This is a genomic window from Candidatus Electronema sp. TJ (assembly GCF_048287355.1).
In the GTDB taxonomy this organism is placed as follows: Bacteria; Desulfobacterota; Desulfobulbia; order Desulfobulbales; family Desulfobulbaceae; genus Electronema.
The window spans coordinates 6,927-22,306 of sequence record NZ_JBLWEP010000021.1 but is presented as its reverse complement, the minus strand read 5'-3'; the positions used below and the strand labels follow the sequence as shown (position 1 = coordinate 22,306).

The 15,380-nt window shown below is 59.2% G+C and carries 14 protein-coding genes and 1 other RNA gene; 6 read left to right on the top strand and 9 right to left on the bottom strand.

The genetic code is table 11. The features are described 5' to 3' along the window. Window positions 1–77: 77 nt before the first annotated feature. The 9 genes from tatA (ACNKID_RS02985) to ACNKID_RS02945 form a co-directional block, all read right to left on the bottom strand. A complete protein-coding gene (gene tatA / locus ACNKID_RS02985; protein WP_417911948.1) occupies window positions 78–332 on the bottom strand; it encodes a twin-arginine translocase TatA/TatE family subunit in 255 nt (84 codons plus the stop codon). Window positions 333–373: 41 nt separating this feature from the next. Beyond that, window positions 374–568 carry a twin-arginine translocase TatA/TatE family subunit gene (tatA, locus tag ACNKID_RS02980; protein WP_417911947.1) on the bottom strand — a complete coding sequence of 65 codons (195 nt, stop codon included), beginning with the start codon at window positions 566–568 and terminating at the stop codon, window positions 374–376. Between the two features lie 100 nt (window positions 569–668). After that, window positions 669–1,655 carry an SPFH domain-containing protein gene (locus tag ACNKID_RS02975; RefSeq protein WP_417911946.1) on the bottom strand — a complete coding sequence of 329 codons (987 nt, stop codon included), beginning with the start codon at window positions 1,653–1,655 and terminating at the stop codon, window positions 669–671. After that, the gene (locus ACNKID_RS02970) at window positions 1,652–2,110 is read right to left on the bottom strand and encodes an NfeD family protein (protein WP_417911945.1); all 459 of its coding nucleotides are present in this window, start codon (window positions 2,108–2,110) and stop codon (window positions 1,652–1,654) included. Before ACNKID_RS02970 ends, ACNKID_RS02975 begins: the two co-directional genes overlap by 4 nt. A gap of 86 nt (window positions 2,111–2,196) precedes the next feature. Then, entirely contained in the window at window positions 2,197–3,426 is a 1,230-nt protein-coding gene (gene tyrS, locus ACNKID_RS02965) for a tyrosine--tRNA ligase (protein WP_417911944.1), read from the bottom strand. Next, window positions 3,416–4,975, bottom strand: coding sequence for a ribonuclease Y (rny, locus tag ACNKID_RS02960; RefSeq protein WP_417911943.1), 1,560 nt, complete (start codon window positions 4,973–4,975; stop codon window positions 3,416–3,418). Before rny ends, tyrS begins: the two co-directional genes overlap by 11 nt. Before the next feature lie 187 nt (window positions 4,976–5,162). Next, window positions 5,163–5,333: non-coding RNA, 6S RNA (gene ssrS / locus ACNKID_RS02955), on the bottom strand. Between the two features lie 155 nt (window positions 5,334–5,488). After that, the gene (locus ACNKID_RS02950) at window positions 5,489–5,746 is read right to left on the bottom strand and encodes a hypothetical protein (protein ID WP_417911942.1); all 258 of its coding nucleotides are present in this window, start codon (window positions 5,744–5,746) and stop codon (window positions 5,489–5,491) included. Window positions 5,747–5,848: 102 nt separating this feature from the next. Continuing rightward, window positions 5,849–6,331 (bottom strand): NUDIX hydrolase, encoded by a 483-nt coding sequence (locus tag ACNKID_RS02945; protein WP_417911941.1) that lies wholly within the window; start codon window positions 6,329–6,331, stop codon window positions 5,849–5,851. Between the two features lie 160 nt (window positions 6,332–6,491). Between ACNKID_RS02945 and ACNKID_RS02940 the strand changes: the two genes are divergently transcribed. The 6 genes from ACNKID_RS02940 to ACNKID_RS02915 form a co-directional block, all read left to right on the top strand. After that, window positions 6,492–7,850: a lytic transglycosylase domain-containing protein gene (locus ACNKID_RS02940; protein ID WP_417911940.1), complete on the top strand. Its 1,359-nt coding sequence runs from the start codon at window positions 6,492–6,494 to the stop codon at window positions 7,848–7,850. 3 nt (window positions 7,851–7,853) lie between these two features. Beyond that, on the top strand, window positions 7,854–9,248 hold the full coding sequence (locus ACNKID_RS02935; RefSeq protein ID WP_417911939.1) for a YihY/virulence factor BrkB family protein: 1,395 nt from the start codon (window positions 7,854–7,856) through the stop codon (window positions 9,246–9,248). A 42-nt stretch (window positions 9,249–9,290) separates the two neighbouring features. After that, window positions 9,291–10,439, top strand: coding sequence for an iron-containing alcohol dehydrogenase (locus ACNKID_RS02930; RefSeq protein ID WP_417911938.1), 1,149 nt, complete (start codon window positions 9,291–9,293; stop codon window positions 10,437–10,439). A gap of 50 nt (window positions 10,440–10,489) precedes the next feature. Next, a complete protein-coding gene (locus ACNKID_RS02925; protein WP_417911937.1) occupies window positions 10,490–10,777 on the top strand; it encodes a hypothetical protein in 288 nt (95 codons plus the stop codon). Between the two features lie 85 nt (window positions 10,778–10,862). Next, complete coding sequence (glgB, locus tag ACNKID_RS02920) at window positions 10,863–12,788, top strand: 1,4-alpha-glucan branching protein GlgB (RefSeq protein WP_417911936.1); 1,926 nt, start codon at window positions 10,863–10,865, stop codon at window positions 12,786–12,788. A gap of 61 nt (window positions 12,789–12,849) precedes the next feature. Beyond that, window positions 12,850–15,380 (top strand): hypothetical protein (locus ACNKID_RS02915; protein ID WP_417911935.1); only part of this gene is annotated, 2,531 nt, incomplete at its 3' end.

The following is a 15,380-nucleotide window of genomic DNA, read 5'->3' as shown; positions in this document are numbered from 1 at the left end:
GCATAAGGTTTATGCTCCTCCTTCCGCCCGGCATGCGCAAGAAACTTTTCCGTGAACAGCAGAGGTCACAACTTGGGTTACTTCGTCAGCATTCTGCTGATGTCCTTGGCCTTATCGATCTTGTCCTGCACAGCGGAAATCTCACGCGCCACAGGCAGCCGCTTGGCGATGCCTTCCATGCCGGTCGCCTCCTCCACCTCGTTCAGGCCGTTCTTGAACGAGCGGATGGCTTTGCCCAGACCTGCACCGAGTTCCGGCAGCTTCCTGCCGCCGAAAAGCAGGAAGGCGATGGCGAGAATAACGACCAATTCAGGGGTTCCAAGTCCAAACATGATGCCGCGCTCCTGCGGGAAGGGAAGGTTGTCGAAGAGCCTCAGCTCTCTTTGCCGCTGTCCTTGTCTTTATCTGCAATCGCCTTGGAATCGCTGTCTGGACTCTTGACGCTGTCCTTGAAGTTTCTGATTCCTTTGCCGATGCCGGAACCAATCTCCGGCAGCTTGCCTGCGCCGAAAATGATCACAATGATGACCAGAATGATGATCAGCTCAGGCATTCCCAATCCGAACATAAACCGCACCTCAGTTTGAAATTCTTACGAAAAAAAGAGCGCGGGCAGGGCCGCGCATCCTTCACTGTAGCATTCAGCACTGCCAGCTGTCAACTGACAATCAACGTGCCGCCGCGACCGGACGCTCCGGGTGCGCTTCAGGCCGGGCGGCAGGCATAGGTGCTGCTGTTTTGCTGGTCTGCCGCAGCGTAGCCATGGCCGTGGCGACCATGCCTGCCACGTCAGTGAGATTGCCGGGCACGATCATGGTGTTGTTCGCTTTGGCCAGTTTGCCGAATTCATCTATATATTTTTTTGCCACTTCCAAGCGGGCCGCTTCTTGGCCGCCGGGAGAAGCCAGTGCCTCGCCGACTTTGCGGATGCCCTCGGCAGTCGCCTCGGCGACCTTGAGGATTTCCTGCGCCCGGCCTTCAGCTTCGTTAATCCGCTTCATCTTCTCGCCTTCAGAGCGGGCGATGGCTTCCTGCCGCTCGCCTTCAGCCCGGTTGATCATCGACTGCCGCTCACCCTCGGAGCGGGCAATCTCCGCCCGCTTCTCGCGCTCGGCCTGCATCTGCTTTTCCATCGCCTCCAGCACCGAGCGCGGCGGCTTGATATCCTTGATCTCATAGCGCAGCACCTTGATGCCCCAGTTCTGGGCTGCATCGTCAATCGCCTCAACCACCTGCTTGTTCAGAATTTCCCGCGCTTCAAAGGTTTTGTCCAAGGTGATCTTGCCGATCGCGGAACGGAGGGAAGTCTGCGCAAGCTGGGCCGCCGCAAAATGATAATCAGCAATGCCGTAGGCGGACTGCTCGGAGTTGATGACCTGCAGATACATGATTCCGTCAACTTCAAGAGTCACGTTGTCCGCCGTGATGCAGGTTTGACTGCCGATATCAAGCGGCTCCTCCTTGAGATTCCGTTTGTAAGCGACTTTGTCAATAAACGGAATCAGGACGTGAAATCCAGCGTCAAGTTTTTTATCAAATTTTCCAAGCCGCTCAACAAGATATTCAAACTTCTGCGGCACGACAATTGCTGTTTTCAACAAAATAACGACAATCAAGATAACGAGAACGATAATACCAAACAGAAGACCGCTCATTTTTCTTCCTCCTTGCCCGCATGAAGGGCTTTCACTTTAACTATGAGGTCTCTTTTTTCAACAACCAGCACTACTGCGCCTTCTGGTGTCGGTTCATCAGCAACCGCCCGCCACGAGGATCCTCCATATTTGACTCTGCCCTCAGCAGGAGGCAGGATGGCATCAAGGACAACGCCGGTGATTGGAGCAGGTTGGGGAGAAGCCTCTTTCCGGCTGGAATCGCCGATGAAAATAGAACGAAATTTTGTTCTGAGAAGCAGCAGGCTTGCCAGAGAGCTGATTAAAAAAATCAGAAGCTGGACCGTCAGCGGCACGTGAAGCGCAGCCAGAACCGCTGCCGCGCACCATGCGCCCACGCCGAGAAAAAAAAGAATGAAGCCAGGGAGAATCAGTTCCGTGACAAAAAAGAACACACCGACGAGGAACCAGACCAGCACGGGAGAAACATCCATCATTCCGCTCCTTGAAGAAGTTGACCGGAACAGCGCGGCAGATTGACTCTGGGCATTATACCGCATTCCGGCCCGCAGCAGAAGCGGAATCAGGCGAAAATCACTTTGCAGAAACGCCGCTTGCCAACCTTGAGCAGCAGCTCGCCGCTGGCGGGAAACTGAACATTGACATCTGCCGCCTTTTCGCCGTTCACTGTCACTGCGTTTTGCAGGATCATCCGGCGGCCATCGGAAGTGGAATCGACCAGCCCAGCTTCCTTCAGCAGCCACGGCAGCACAACTGTGTCTGCCTGCGCAGGCAGGGTTTTCTCCGGGATGTCATCCGGCAGCTCGCGCTGCTTGAAGACCTGCTCAAAATGCTTTTCCGCCGCGTCCGCCGCGTCCTGATTGTGGAAGCGGGCGACCAGCTCTTTCGCCAGACGCACTTTGACTGCCTTGGGATGCAGCCAGCCTTCGGCCACGCCCTTTCTCAACGTGGACACTTCCTCCAGCGGCAGGTCGCTGAGCAGCTCGTACCAGCGGAACATCAGCTCGTCGCTGATGGAGAGTGTCTTGCCGAAAATCTCCTCCGGCGGCTCAGTGATGCCGATGTAGTTGCCGAGCGACTTGCTCATTTTGTTCACGCCGTCCAGTCCTTCAAGCAGGGGCATGGTCAGAACGACCTGCGGCTCCAAGCCTCTGGAACGTTGCAGCTCGCGACCCATGAGCAGATTGAAAAGCTGATCGGTGCCGCCGATCTCCACATCCGCCTGCATGGCCACCGAATCGTAGCCTTGCAACAGGGGATAAAAAAATTCGTGAATGGAAATTGGCCGGTTGCTGTGAAAGCGCTTTTTGAAGTCGTCGCGCTCCAGCATCCGGGCCACAGTCAGCTCGGAGGCAAGGCGGATCATGTCGTAGGAGGAAAGCTGCCCCAGCCAGGCGGAGTTGAACACCACTGTGGTTTTGGCCGGATCGAGCATCTTGAAGACCTGCGCCTTGTAGGTCTCGGCATTACGGGCCACGTCCTCGCGGCTCAGCGGTGGACGAGTTTCCGATTTGCCGGTCGGGTCGCCGATCGTAGCGGTGAAATCGCCGATCAGAAACCGCACTTCATGGCCGAGCTGCTGGAACTGGCGCAGCTTTTGCAGCAGCACGGTGTGGCCAAGATGCAGATCCGGTGCGGTCGGATCAAACCCCACCTTGATCCGCAGCGGCCTGCCGCTTTCCGCTGCCGTTTTCAGCTTTTTCTCCAGCTCCTCTTGAGAGACCACGCCCTCGCAGCCGCGCATGATCAACGCGAGCTGCTCCGCCAGTGATTTATTGCCGTTATTTCGCATATTCCACCGCCCTTGTCTCCCGAATCACAGTCACCCGAATTTGCCCCGGATAGGTCAGCTGCTCCTCAATCGCCTTGGCAATGTCGCGGCTCATCAGCGTGGCCGCGTCATCCGCGACTTGCTGGCTGTTGACAACAATGCGCAGATCGCGTCCTGCCTGCACTGCGTAAGATTTTTCCACACCGGGGAAGGCGTTGGCGATTTTCTCCAAATCCTCCAGCCGCTTGACGTAGCTCTGGAGCATTTCTTTGCGTGCGCCGGGCCGTGCTCCAGAGAGCGCATCCGCCGCCTGCACGAGGATGTCTAACACGGTCTGCGGTGGCATTTCCTCGTGGTGCGCACCGACAGCATAGACGATGTCCTCGCGCTCGCCATATTTTTTTGCCAAATCGCGACCGATGATGGCGTGCGAGCCTTCCACCTCGTGATCCACCGCCTTGCCGATGTCGTGCAGCAGCCCGGCCCGTTTGGCTTTTTTCACATCCAGCCCTAATTCAGCGGCCATGATGCCGCAGAGGAAGGCCACTTCCAGCGAGTGCTGCAAAATATTCTGACCGTAGCTGGAGCGGTATTTCAGCCGCCCGATCAGATTGATCAGCTCCACGTGCATCCCGTGCACACCAAGGTCGAAGGCGGCCTTCTCGCCCGCCTCCTTGATCTCCACGTCGAGATCGTGGGTGACTTTGGCCACCACTTCCTCAATCCGGGCCGGATGAATCCTGCCGTCGGAAATAAGCTGGAGCAGCGACTGCCGGGCGATTTCGCGCCGGATGGGGTTGTAGCCGGAGAGGATCACCGCCTCCGGGGTGTCGTCAATGATGATGTCTATGCCGGTGGCGGCCTCTATGGCCCGGATGTTGCGGCCTTCCCTGCCGATGATCCGGCCCTTCATCTCATCGTTGGGCAGCGGCACGGTGGAGACAGTCTTGTCCGCCACATACTCCCCGGCGTAGCGGGCGATGGCCAGCGCGAGAATGTTCTTGCCCTTGCGGTCCGCCTCCAGCTTCAGCTCGTTCTCAATTCTGGCCAGCCGCTTGGCGGCATCCATTCTGGCCTCGCTTTCCAGCGATTCGATCAGCAGCTTCTTTGCGTCCTCAGCACTGATGCCGGATATTTTCTCCAGCCGCTGCCGCTGCTCGGCAATCAGCGTTTCCGCCTCCGCTTCCCGTTTGGCAAGACTGTGCGCACTTTCAGACAGTTTTTTCTCCTGCGCGGTCAGCTGCTCTTCTTTGGCTTTGAGATCGTTCAGCTCCTCATGCACTTTGTCGAGCTTCCGCTCCAGCCGCCGCTGCTCGTTTTCGAGATTTTTGCGGTTGTTTTTGATCTCCTGCTCGGCTTCCTGCTTGGTCTGATAGATCTCCTCCTTCACTTGGAGGAGTTTTTCCTTGCGGAGCTGCTCGGCCTCGTAAATGGCACCTTCAATGATCAGCAGCCGCTGCTTCTCAATATCAGCCTGATTTCCTTCTATGAATTTTCTGCGGAGAAAAAAACCGATCCCCGCGCCTGCGACCAAGGTCAGGGCAAGCAGTATCGCTGTTGTCCCGCTCATCACCATAATTGCATAACCTGTATATGATTGCAGCAGTTTTCACTGCGGAAGAAAGAAAGTGACGAGGAAGGCGGCAGAGCAGTTTGCCAAGACCGCTGAAGCAGGAGGGGCGAGAACAACGGCAGCAGTCAGAAGCGGCACGGTTGACGGGATGCGCATCGGTTGGAGCAACGCATTCCGGCGCGAAAAATCCCCCGCGCTGCCGTGTCAACAGAATGATTAAACCTATCGAAATAGGTGGGTGCGCCGTGCTGTCGTCTGGAAATCAGTAAAGTTCTCCATAATCCAGCATATGAGGAGCACCCTATCAAAGAGAGTTGGCTCAATACTCCGTTGATCACAAACAGCGCAGGGAAAACCTGCTTCTTCTCCCTGCTTCTATAAAATAAAAAATCAGAAAAAGCAAAACCTATTTTTTCCGCCCGCCCCGCAAACACCGCAGCAGGCTTTTCAGTTCATCCTGAAATCAGGAAGTTCCGCGCCGCGCTCTTTTTTCGTCCCTGAACTGTCTGCTCAGGCGGCCTTCTCGCCTTTTTTGGGCAGCCCGGCTTCCCATTCCTCGATCCGGCCCAGCAGCCCGGAAACGCGGCTGACGATGTCTGTGCGGTTCTTCTGCAGCTCGGCGTTCTCCAGCTTGAGCAGCTCGCACTCCTCCTCGCGGTCGCGGAGCTTCTTCTCCAAAGTCAGCAGCTTTTCCTTCTGCTCCTTGTGCCGGATGATCAGCGTGTCAATCAGCTGCTCAAGCCGGACAAGCTCTTCATTGCTCTTCATGACCCTGCACCTCCTTGCGCCTGTCTGGCCTCTTGAAAAATTCAGAGCAAAACAAGCAGTAATACCATTTTTGCATTCCAGAGGCAATGAAAACTTGCAGACTCAGCGAAAATGCCGCCAGCTCACTGGCCTGCCCTGCGCATAGGGCATGACTCCGTGAAATGGGCGTGGATCGCCGTCAAAGACCAAGGGCAGGAAAAACCGGTCGCCCTCCCACATCGGCAGGCGGCTTATCTCCTCCAGCGGATGCCAGGCCAGCTCCCCTTCTTCGCAACGTGTTTTCGGAACACCGTCAAAGGCGGTGACAAGGAAGATGAAGCCGAGCCAGCTTTCGCCGCCCAAGCCGAAGCCGGGCCAGCTCACGGTGCCGCGCAGGCTCATCTCCCGGCAGATGATCCCCGCTTCCTCCCGAATTTCCCGCGCCATGCAGCTGAGCACGTCCTCGTCAGGCCGCATTTTACCGCCCAAGCCGTTATATTTGCCGAGATGCTGGTCGTCGGGACGGCTGTTGCGGTGGAGGAGCAGCACCTGCCGGGCATCTGCGGAAAGCACATAGCCAAGGGTGGCGGCGATCGGAGTGTACATGCTGATTATCCTGATTTTTTCCGCAAAAAGAACGGCTGCGCCTCCCTTTTTGCCGCTTTTCTGAAAAAGTGTGCTACAATTTGATTCTGCTCAGACCACAGTCTTCTTGCCTGCGGCCCGCTGCAACAGCGAGGCTTGTTTACTCAAACAAATGATGCTCATGCCGTCAGCTGTCAGATTTTTCTGTTTCGTCTTCCTTCTCCTTGCCGATCCGGCTGCCGCCCAAATCCAAGTGCAGATGCAGAACAGCGGCGGTTTTCCAGCTCCGCAGATAAGTCCTCAGATATCTCTGCCGACTGCGTCGGAACTGCATTTTCCGGTCTATCCGCTCATCCTGCCCAATGTCCGCTTCTGGGAAAAGATCTATGGCACATACACTGAGGCGCAAGGCGTGCTGCATGACAAGACCGATTTGAACATCCTGTACGCAGTGGTGAATCTGTTGCCCAAGGATACTCCGGGCGCAGGCAAAATCAATGAAAAACTGGCCGAGCTGGCTCTGCTGCATGTGAAAGCCATTCTGAACAAATTCGCCCAAGGCAGCCTGCCGCAGACCGCCGAGGAGCTGCGCATTCACGGCCTATTCAAACTGAAAAGCCCAGCCGCCTTCCTTGCGGCGGCAGAGAACATTCGCATGCAGACCGGACTGAAGAACCGCTTCGTAGCAGGAGTGATCCGCTCCGGTGCCTACATGCCTGCGATCAAACGAATCATGCGAATGCAGGACTTGCCCTTGGAGCTGGCGTATCTGCCCCATGTTGAATCCTCTTTCAACCCTGAAGCGCATTCCAAAGCCGGAGCTGTGGGCCTTTGGCAGTTCACCCGCTACACTGGCAAGGAGTTCATGGCTGTCAACGAGCTGGTGGACGAGCGCTATGACCTCTATGCCGCCAGCGAGGCCGCCGCCAGATTCCTGAAGGAAAACTACCGCCAGCTTGGCGCTTGGCCGCTGGCCCTCACCGCCTACAATCACGGGCGCGGCGGGATGCTGCGGGCCAAGGCGCAGTGGGGCAGCTATCCGGCCATCTTCGCCAATCATGCCGGCTCCTCCTTCGGCTTCGCCTCGCGCAATTTCTATTCGGAATTCATCGCCGCCATGCGGGTGGCCAGCAGGCTGGAGGCCGATCCTGCGGTGATCAAAGAGCGGCCTTTGATCAATGCCTCCATGCGGCTGAAGGGGTACGCCGCCGCCGCCGCGCTGCGCGAGTATTTTGGTGTTTCCGAGGAAGAATTCCGCCGTCTCAATCCCGCTCTGAGGAAGCCAGTGCTGGAGGGCAAGAAATATATCCCGGCCGAAACCGTCATTCATCTGCCCGCCACTCATTTCATCCGCGAGCGCGTCCGCTCCATGCCGCCATCACTGCTCCATGCCAATCAGATTCCTGATTATATTCCGCCCAAGCCGAAGCGGCAAAGCGTCGCCGCCAGCAGGAAAGCCGCCCGCTCCAGTCCGAAGAAGCTCATGAAAACCAGCAAGGCCAAAGCTGCTCCAAAGAGGAAGGCGCAGCGGAGGAGCTGAGCCGTGCCTACCGTGTCCGCCGCCCTACCCTGCCGCCTCTCCCGCTGGGCCTTCGCTTACAGGCCGGATGAAAAGCGGCCCGCCGCCGTTCTGCGCAGCCTGCTCCGCATTCTTTTGATCATGGGGCATGAATTTGTCGGCAGCAGCATCTCTTTGCGGGCCTCAGCCCTGACCTTCTCTGTCGTGCTGTCCATGGTGCCGCTGTTGGCGATGAGCACGGCCATCCTCAAGGGCCTTGGCAACGGCGATCAGATGCGCATCGCTGCCCACCGCCTGATCAACCAGCTTGACCCGGACGCGGCGGCCAAAGAAGAGCAGCTGCAAGAACAGGCAGAACAGCTTGGAGCCGCAGCTGAGGCAAAGGAGCCGGAGCCGCCCAGCCTCAACCGCCATCTGCGCAACGCGGTGGACTCCATCTTCGACTACGTGGAAAACACCAACTTCGCCGCCCTTGGCGCGTTCGGCATCGTCGGCCTGCTGATCGTGGTGATCACCGTGCTCAACGCAGTCGAGGACGCGATGAACGCGATTTGGCACACGCGGCGAGGCCGCTCGGCCTTTCGCAAGCTGATGGACTACCTCGCTCTGCTGGTGCTGCTGCCGATCTCGGTCAACATAGCCCTTGCTGCCGAGGCGGTGCTGAAGTCGCAGAAGATCATGAAGTACATTGATGCCGCCCTGCCTTCTTCGTGGCTGCTGCTCAAACTCCTGCCTTTCCTCTTCATCACCCTCTCGCTGATGCTGATGTACCTCTTTTTTCCCAGCGTGAAGGTGCGCACCGGCGCGGCCCTTTGCGGTGCGCTCTTCGGGGCAGTGTTCTGGTTCATCGTCCAGCGGCTCTACGTGATGCTGCAAATGGGCGTGGCCAACTACAACGCCATCTACGGCTCCTTTGCCACCGTGCCGCTGTTTTTGGTCTGGATGCAGCTCGGCTGGATGTTCATCCTGCTCGGCGCGGTCTTGGCCTACGCCATTCAGAACCGCAACCACTACCGACTTCCCGGCGCGGAAAGCACAGTCCGGCAGCGGCTCCAGCAGGCCTTTGACGTGCTGCTCACAGTGTACGGCGGCTTTGCCCGGGCCGAAGCTGTCGGCGAAGAAGAGCTGGCCGCTGTCTGCGCAGTGCGCAACGAGGCAGAGCTGAGCCAGACTGTCGAACTGCTGCTCAGCGGCGGCCTGCTGCATGAGATTGAGCAGAACGGCGCTGCCGCCTATGCGCCGTCCCGTCCTGCCGAGCAGCTCGATGCCGCGCAGGTGGTGCGCCTGGTCTTCGGGCGCGGCTCGGAGAAAGACTCAGATGGCGGCAGGCTGGCTGAGCAGGTCGTGCAAATGGCGGAAGAGGCCATTGCGCCAGAGGCCTTTCCGGTCTGGCCTGCCGTGTCAAACCGGCCCGGCTGAACCGAGCATTGCTCAGAACAACATCAAATCCATTGAGACATCATGCAGAACTTCATCTTTCACAACCCGACCAAGATCATCTTCGGACGCGGCACTGTGCCGCAGATCGGCCCGGAAACCGCCGCCTTTGGCAGCCGCGCTTTGCTGGTTTATGGCCGCGAGAGCATCAAGAAGAGCGGCCTGCACGGGCAGGTCATGAATGCGCTCGCCAATGCGGGCGTGGCTGTGGCCGAGCACGGCGGAGTCAGCTCCAATCCTGTGCTCTCGCATGTCCGGGCAGGCATCGCCAAAGTCCGGGAGCAGCGGCTGGATGTGATCGTCGCGGTTGGCGGCGGCTCGGTGATTGACACAGCCAAAGCCATTGCCGCAGGCAGTGCCGCAGACGGCGATGTCTGGGATTTCTTCATCGGCAAAAAATTTATCACTGCTGCCCTGCCGATCACCACCGTGCTGACCTTGGCCGCCGCCGGTTCAGAAATGAACGCAGGCATGGTGATCACCAACGAGGCGGCTGATGAAAAGTTCGCCGCCACCAGCGCGCAGCTCTATCCAAAGGTGTCCATACTCGACCCGGAGCTGACCTTCACCGTGCCGCCGTCCTACACAGCCTATGGCGCGGCGGACGCAATCGCCCATGTCTTGGAATTCTACATGACCAACACGGACGACGACGCGCCGGTGCAGATGGATTTCATGGAAGGGCTGATCCGCAATGTCATCGCCTCCTGCGAACGCTGCCTGGCTGATCCTTGCGACTTTGGCGGACGGGCTGCTCTGATGTGGAGCGCGACCTTGGCCTTGAACGGCCTCACCGGAGCCGGGCTGGGCGGAACCGCCTTTCCCATGCACATGATTGAGCATTCTCTCAGCGCATTGTACAACGTGCCGCACGGGGCCGGATTAGCTGTGGTGGTGCCAGCCTGGCTGCGCTGGCGGCTGCGGCAGAATCCGGCCCGCGCCGCCCGCCTTGGACAGCAGGTCTTCGGCCTTGCGCCGGATGCCGAGCAGGCTGTCGATGCCCTGCGCAGCTGGTTCAGCAAGATCGGCTGTCCTGTGTCCTTAGCCGAGCTGAACATCCCGGAGGCGGACATTCCCAAAATCGCGGCCAACGCCCATTCCTTGGCCCGCATCTGGCGGCTGCAGGACTACACGCCGGAGATCATCGCCGACATCCTCGCTCTGTGCCGCTGAATCAGGCTTCTTTTGCCTGCTGACAGAAGGCTGCGGCTCGGCAGCAGAAGGTGTTTGCCGAGCCGCAACTTTCTTCTGCTTGGCAACAACAGGCTGCTGCTGAGCAACAACCTTCTTCTGCCAAGCCGCAGCAAGTTCTTGTCAGGCAGCAGCCTTCTGCTGCCGAATACAAGAAGGCTGTTGCTCAGCAGCGGACGATTGCGGCCAAACAACAACCTTTTTCTGCCCGGCAGCAACCTTTTGCTGTCAAGCCGCGCAGGCCTGCTGCTGGGCCGAAAGCAGGGTCAGTCCGGCAGAAGCCAGGCTTAAGGGATTGTCAAGCGCAGAAAAGGGTTTGAAAACCGTGCGGAAGCAGCTATACTGTGCCTGTTTTTAGGCCTGAGGGCGGCGCAGCAGCATTCCTATTCCAAGAATTCCTTTCAGATGACTTCCATTCCGTTTCCCGGCCAGCCTGTTCCAGCCAGCTGGCTCAGCGACTTTGACAAATACTTGATCGGCGAAGGCACGCACGAGCGGGCCTATGAAAAAATGGGGGCGCATCTCGTCTCCTTTGACGGCCAGGAGGGCATAGCCTTTGCGGTCTGGGCTCCCAACGCCCGCCAAGTCAGCCTGATCGGTGATTTCAACGGCTGGGACGGTCAGCAGCATCCGATGCACTCCAGCGACTCCGGCATCTGGAGCCTCTTTGTTCCCGGCCTGAAAGAACACACTGTTTACAAATACCGCATCAACACCCAGCAGGGCTGGGATTTTGACAAATCCGACCCCTACGGCTTTGCGATGGAGCTGCGGCCTGCCACCGGCTCAGTGGCGGTCAATCTCGACAGCTACCCGTGGAGCGATGCCGAGTGGATCCAGCAGCGGGCGCAGCGGCAATCGCTCAACAGCCCAATTTCAATTTACGAAGTGCATCTCGGCTCATGGCGGCGCAAGCCTGATGAGAAGTACGGCAGCCGCTGGCTCACCTATCGCGAGCTGGCCGACGAGCTGATTCCGTATGTCAAGGAGCTGGGCTTCACGCATATCGAGCTGCTGCCGATTGCTGAATATCCTTTCGACGGCTCCTGGGGCTATCAGGTTCTTGGTTTCTTCGCCCCAACCAGCCGTTTCGGCACGCCGCAGGACTTCATGTATTTTGTAGACCAATGCCACCAGCAGGGCATCGGCGTGATCCTCGACTGGGTGCCTGCGCATTTCCCCAAAGACGGCGCAGGCCTCAACTATTTCGACGGCACCCATCTCTACGCTCACGCCGATCCCCGCCAAGGCGAGCATCAGGACTGGGGCACGATGATTTTCAACTATGGACGCAATGAGGTGCGCTCCTTCCTCATCTCCAACGCCCTGTTCTGGATTGACAAGTACCATATTGACGGCCTGCGCGTGGATGCAGTCGCCTCCATGCTCTATCTGGATTATTCCCGCAAGGAAGGCGAGTGGCTGCCCAACGAGCACGGCGGACGCGAGAACTTGGCCGCGATCAGTTTCCTGCGCAAGGCCAACGAGGTCGTGCATGGCATCTTCCCCGGCGTGCTGACCATCGCTGAAGAATCCACGTCCTGGCCGATGGTCTCGCGGCCAACGTGGCTGGGCGGGCTGGGTTTCAGTTTGAAATGGAACATGGGCTGGATGCACGACACGCTCTCCTACATGAGCCACGAACCCATTCACCGCAAGTTCCATCACCACGAGATGACCTTCGGGATGCTCTACGCCTTCCACGAAAACTTCATCCTGCCGCTCTCGCACGACGAAGTGGTGCATGGCAAGGCTTCCTTGGCCGGCAAAATGCCCGGCGACGACTGGCAGAAGTTTGCTAATCTCCGCGCCTATCTCGGCTTCATGTGGACATACTCCGGCAAAAAGCTGCTCTTCATGGGCTGCGAGTTCGGCCAATGGCAGGAATGGAACCACGACGGCGGCTTGGAGTGGTGCGCGCTGGAAGCGGAGAATCATCAGGGCATGCAGCGTTTTGTCCGCGACCTGAACAGGATATACGCCGCCGAGCCAGCCCTGCATGAAAATGACTACGACTGGCAGGGCTTTTCGTGGATCAACGCCAACGATTCGGACAATTCAGTCTTTTCCTTTGTCCGGCGGGCGAAAAACAGCGGCGACATGCTGGTGACGGTCTGCAATTTCACCCCGGTCGTCCGGGAAAAGTACCGCATCGGCGCGCCCAAAGGTGGACAATGGCGCGAGCTGATCAACAGCGATCTTGAGTGCTACTGGGGCGGCGGCCTCAGCAACGGCACAGTCAACGCCTCGCCGGAACCGGCCTGCGGCTTCGAGCAGTCCTTGGAGCTGACCCTGCCGCCGCTCTCTGTTCTGATTCTGAAGCCCGCCTGACGGCGTTTCCGGCTCTCCGCCGACTGACACCTGACAATAAACGCAACGGAGGAACTCTGACATGAAATCAAACCGCACCGCTCTTCTCATCGCTGTCGGCATTCTGGCCTACATCTCCTTGTCGTGCTATCACAGCTATCTTAAAAACAGGCACGCAGGAAGGCCTGCGCAGGAGCAGCAGCAGCTTGTTCCGCATGAAAAGCCTGTTGCAGAGAAAAAAGCCATAGCGGCTGCTGGTCCGGCAGAGGAGGCGGAGCGGCTGCGCAAGGAACTGGCAGAGACGCAGGCCCTGCTGCACAAAGAGAAGGCTCTGCAAGCCCAGCTCAAGGGCGAAGCGGAACGGCAGGCGAAACTGGCAGAGGCTGCCGCCGTGCAAAACAAGGCGCAAGTCGAGGCTCTCAACGCTCAGCTGGATCGTGCAGAGGCTGAGGCGGATTCGCTCAAGCACGGCGAGAACGCGGCCAGCACTCAGCTTCTGGAGAAGCTGAAGCAGAGCGAGGATCAGCTCGCCTTGGCGCAGGCATCTGTCAGCGACTTGGAGCAGGCCAAGCAGGACTTGGCCGCTGAGCTGGAGCAGCTGCGGCAGGATCAGGAAAACGTGCAGGCGCAGGCCCTTGCCTCTGCCGAGGCCGAGACAGACAATGTCTCGGCCTTGCAGGCGGAGCTGGAGCAGCAGAAAGTTGCTGCTGCTGAGATGGCGAAAAAGATCGAGCAGGCTGAGGCAGAACTGGCTGCTGCGCAGCAGCAGGCCGCTGCGCAGATGGAGGAGCAGCACAAGGCGGAGCTGAAAGCCGAGGCACTGCTGCAGTACGGCAAGGTGCAGGAGCAGCAGGTTGCGCCGCTGGAGCAGGAGCTGGCGGAACTGCAGAGCCAAGCTGCGGCGCGGCAGGCCGAGCTGGCTGCGGCGCAGAAGCAGGCCGGGCAGCAGCAGGCGAGGATTGCGGAGTTGCAGGCCGCTTTGGAGCAGGCTGAAGTGGCCAAGGCTGCTGCTGAAAAAAGCGCGGCGGACATGAGTCAGCAGCATGACAGCAGCAAGGCTTTGCTGGATGAGCAGCAGGCCAAGCTGGAGCATCAGAAGGTGCTGCTGACAGAGAGCGCGGCCAGAACTGCGGAACTGGAAAAGGCGTTGCAGGAGGCGCAGCTCAAGGCTGAGGCCATGCTGCAGTACGGCAAGCAGAAGGAGCAGGAGTCTGCGCCGTCGGAGCAGCGGATCGCCGAGCTGCAAAGCCAGCTGGCTGAGAAGCAGGCGCAGCTGGAGGCGGCGCAGAAGCAGCTGGCTGAGGCCGAGGGCAATGGCAAGGAGCTGGTCGCCCAAGTTGCCGGGCTGACTGAGGCGAAAACCGTGCAGGAAAAGGAAGCGCAGCAGCTTTCCAAGCAGCTGGAGGAGAAGACAGCTGCCGCAGCCGGGCTGGAGCAGCAGCTTGCTGAGACCAAGGCCGCGCTGGCTGCGGCGGAGCAGTCGCTGGCAGCAGCCGCAGCCAAGGAGCAGGAGCTGGCGCAGGGCTTGAGCGGCAAGGGCGAGGAGCTGACGGTTCTTCAGGCTGAGAACGGGAAGCTGCAAGCCGAGATCGCTGAAAAGAGCAAGCAGGCCGAGGAGCTGAACAGCAAGCTGGCCGCGCTCGCGGAAGAAAAGGAGAAGGCGGCGGGCGAGCTGACAGCGGCGCAGCAGCAGCAGGCAGCCACAGCCAAAGAGCTGGAAGAGAAGAGCGCCGCGCTGGCTGAGGCTGCCAAAGCCGCTGAAGAGGCGGGCAGCAAGCTGGCCGGTCTGGAGGCCAAGGCTGCGGCGGCAGAAAAAGAGCTGGCGGATATGAAGGTCAAGTTCAATGAGCTGGAATTGGCGCAGCAGAAAGTGCAGGCAGCTGAGGATCAGGTGATCACGCTGGAGGCGGAGCTGGCCAATGCGGAGTCGCTCAAGACGCAGCTGGCTGCTGAGCAGGCCAAGGCTTCCCAGCTGGAGGCCCAGATCAAGGCGCAGACCGAGGAATTGGCTGCGCTTAAGGAGAAGTCTGCCGGACTGGAGGCCCAGATGGCTGACTTGAAAGCCGGAGCTGATCAGCTCAAGGCCGCGCAGGACAAGGCCGCCGCTTTAGAGGCTGAGCTGAAGGCAGCGCAGGCTCAGCTGGCGGAGAATGCCCAGCAGCAGCAACAGGCGCAGGCTGATGCGGTAACTAAGGCGGCGGCTTTGGAGCAGGAAGTCGCTGGACTGAAGAAGAGCATGGAAGAAAAGGAGGCCGCACTGGCGCAGGCGCAGGCGCAGGCGGCGGAGCTGGCCGCGCTGAAGGAAAAATCTGCCGGACTGGAAGCCCAGATGGCGGATCTGAAGGCCGGAGCTGAGCAGCTCAAGGCTGCGCAGGACAAAGCAGCCGCCTTGGAAGCCGAGCTGAAGGCCGCGCAGGAGAAGTTGACCGAAGCGCAGAATGCCCAGCAGCAGACGCAGGAGGGAGCCGCGAAACTTGCGGCCTTGGAGCAGGAAGCTGCCGGGCTGAAGAAGAGCGTGGAGGAGAAAGAGGCAGCTTTGGCGCAGGCGCAGGCGCAGGCGGCGGAGCTGGCCGCGCTCAAGGAGAAGTCCGCCGGACTGGAGGCTCAGCTGGC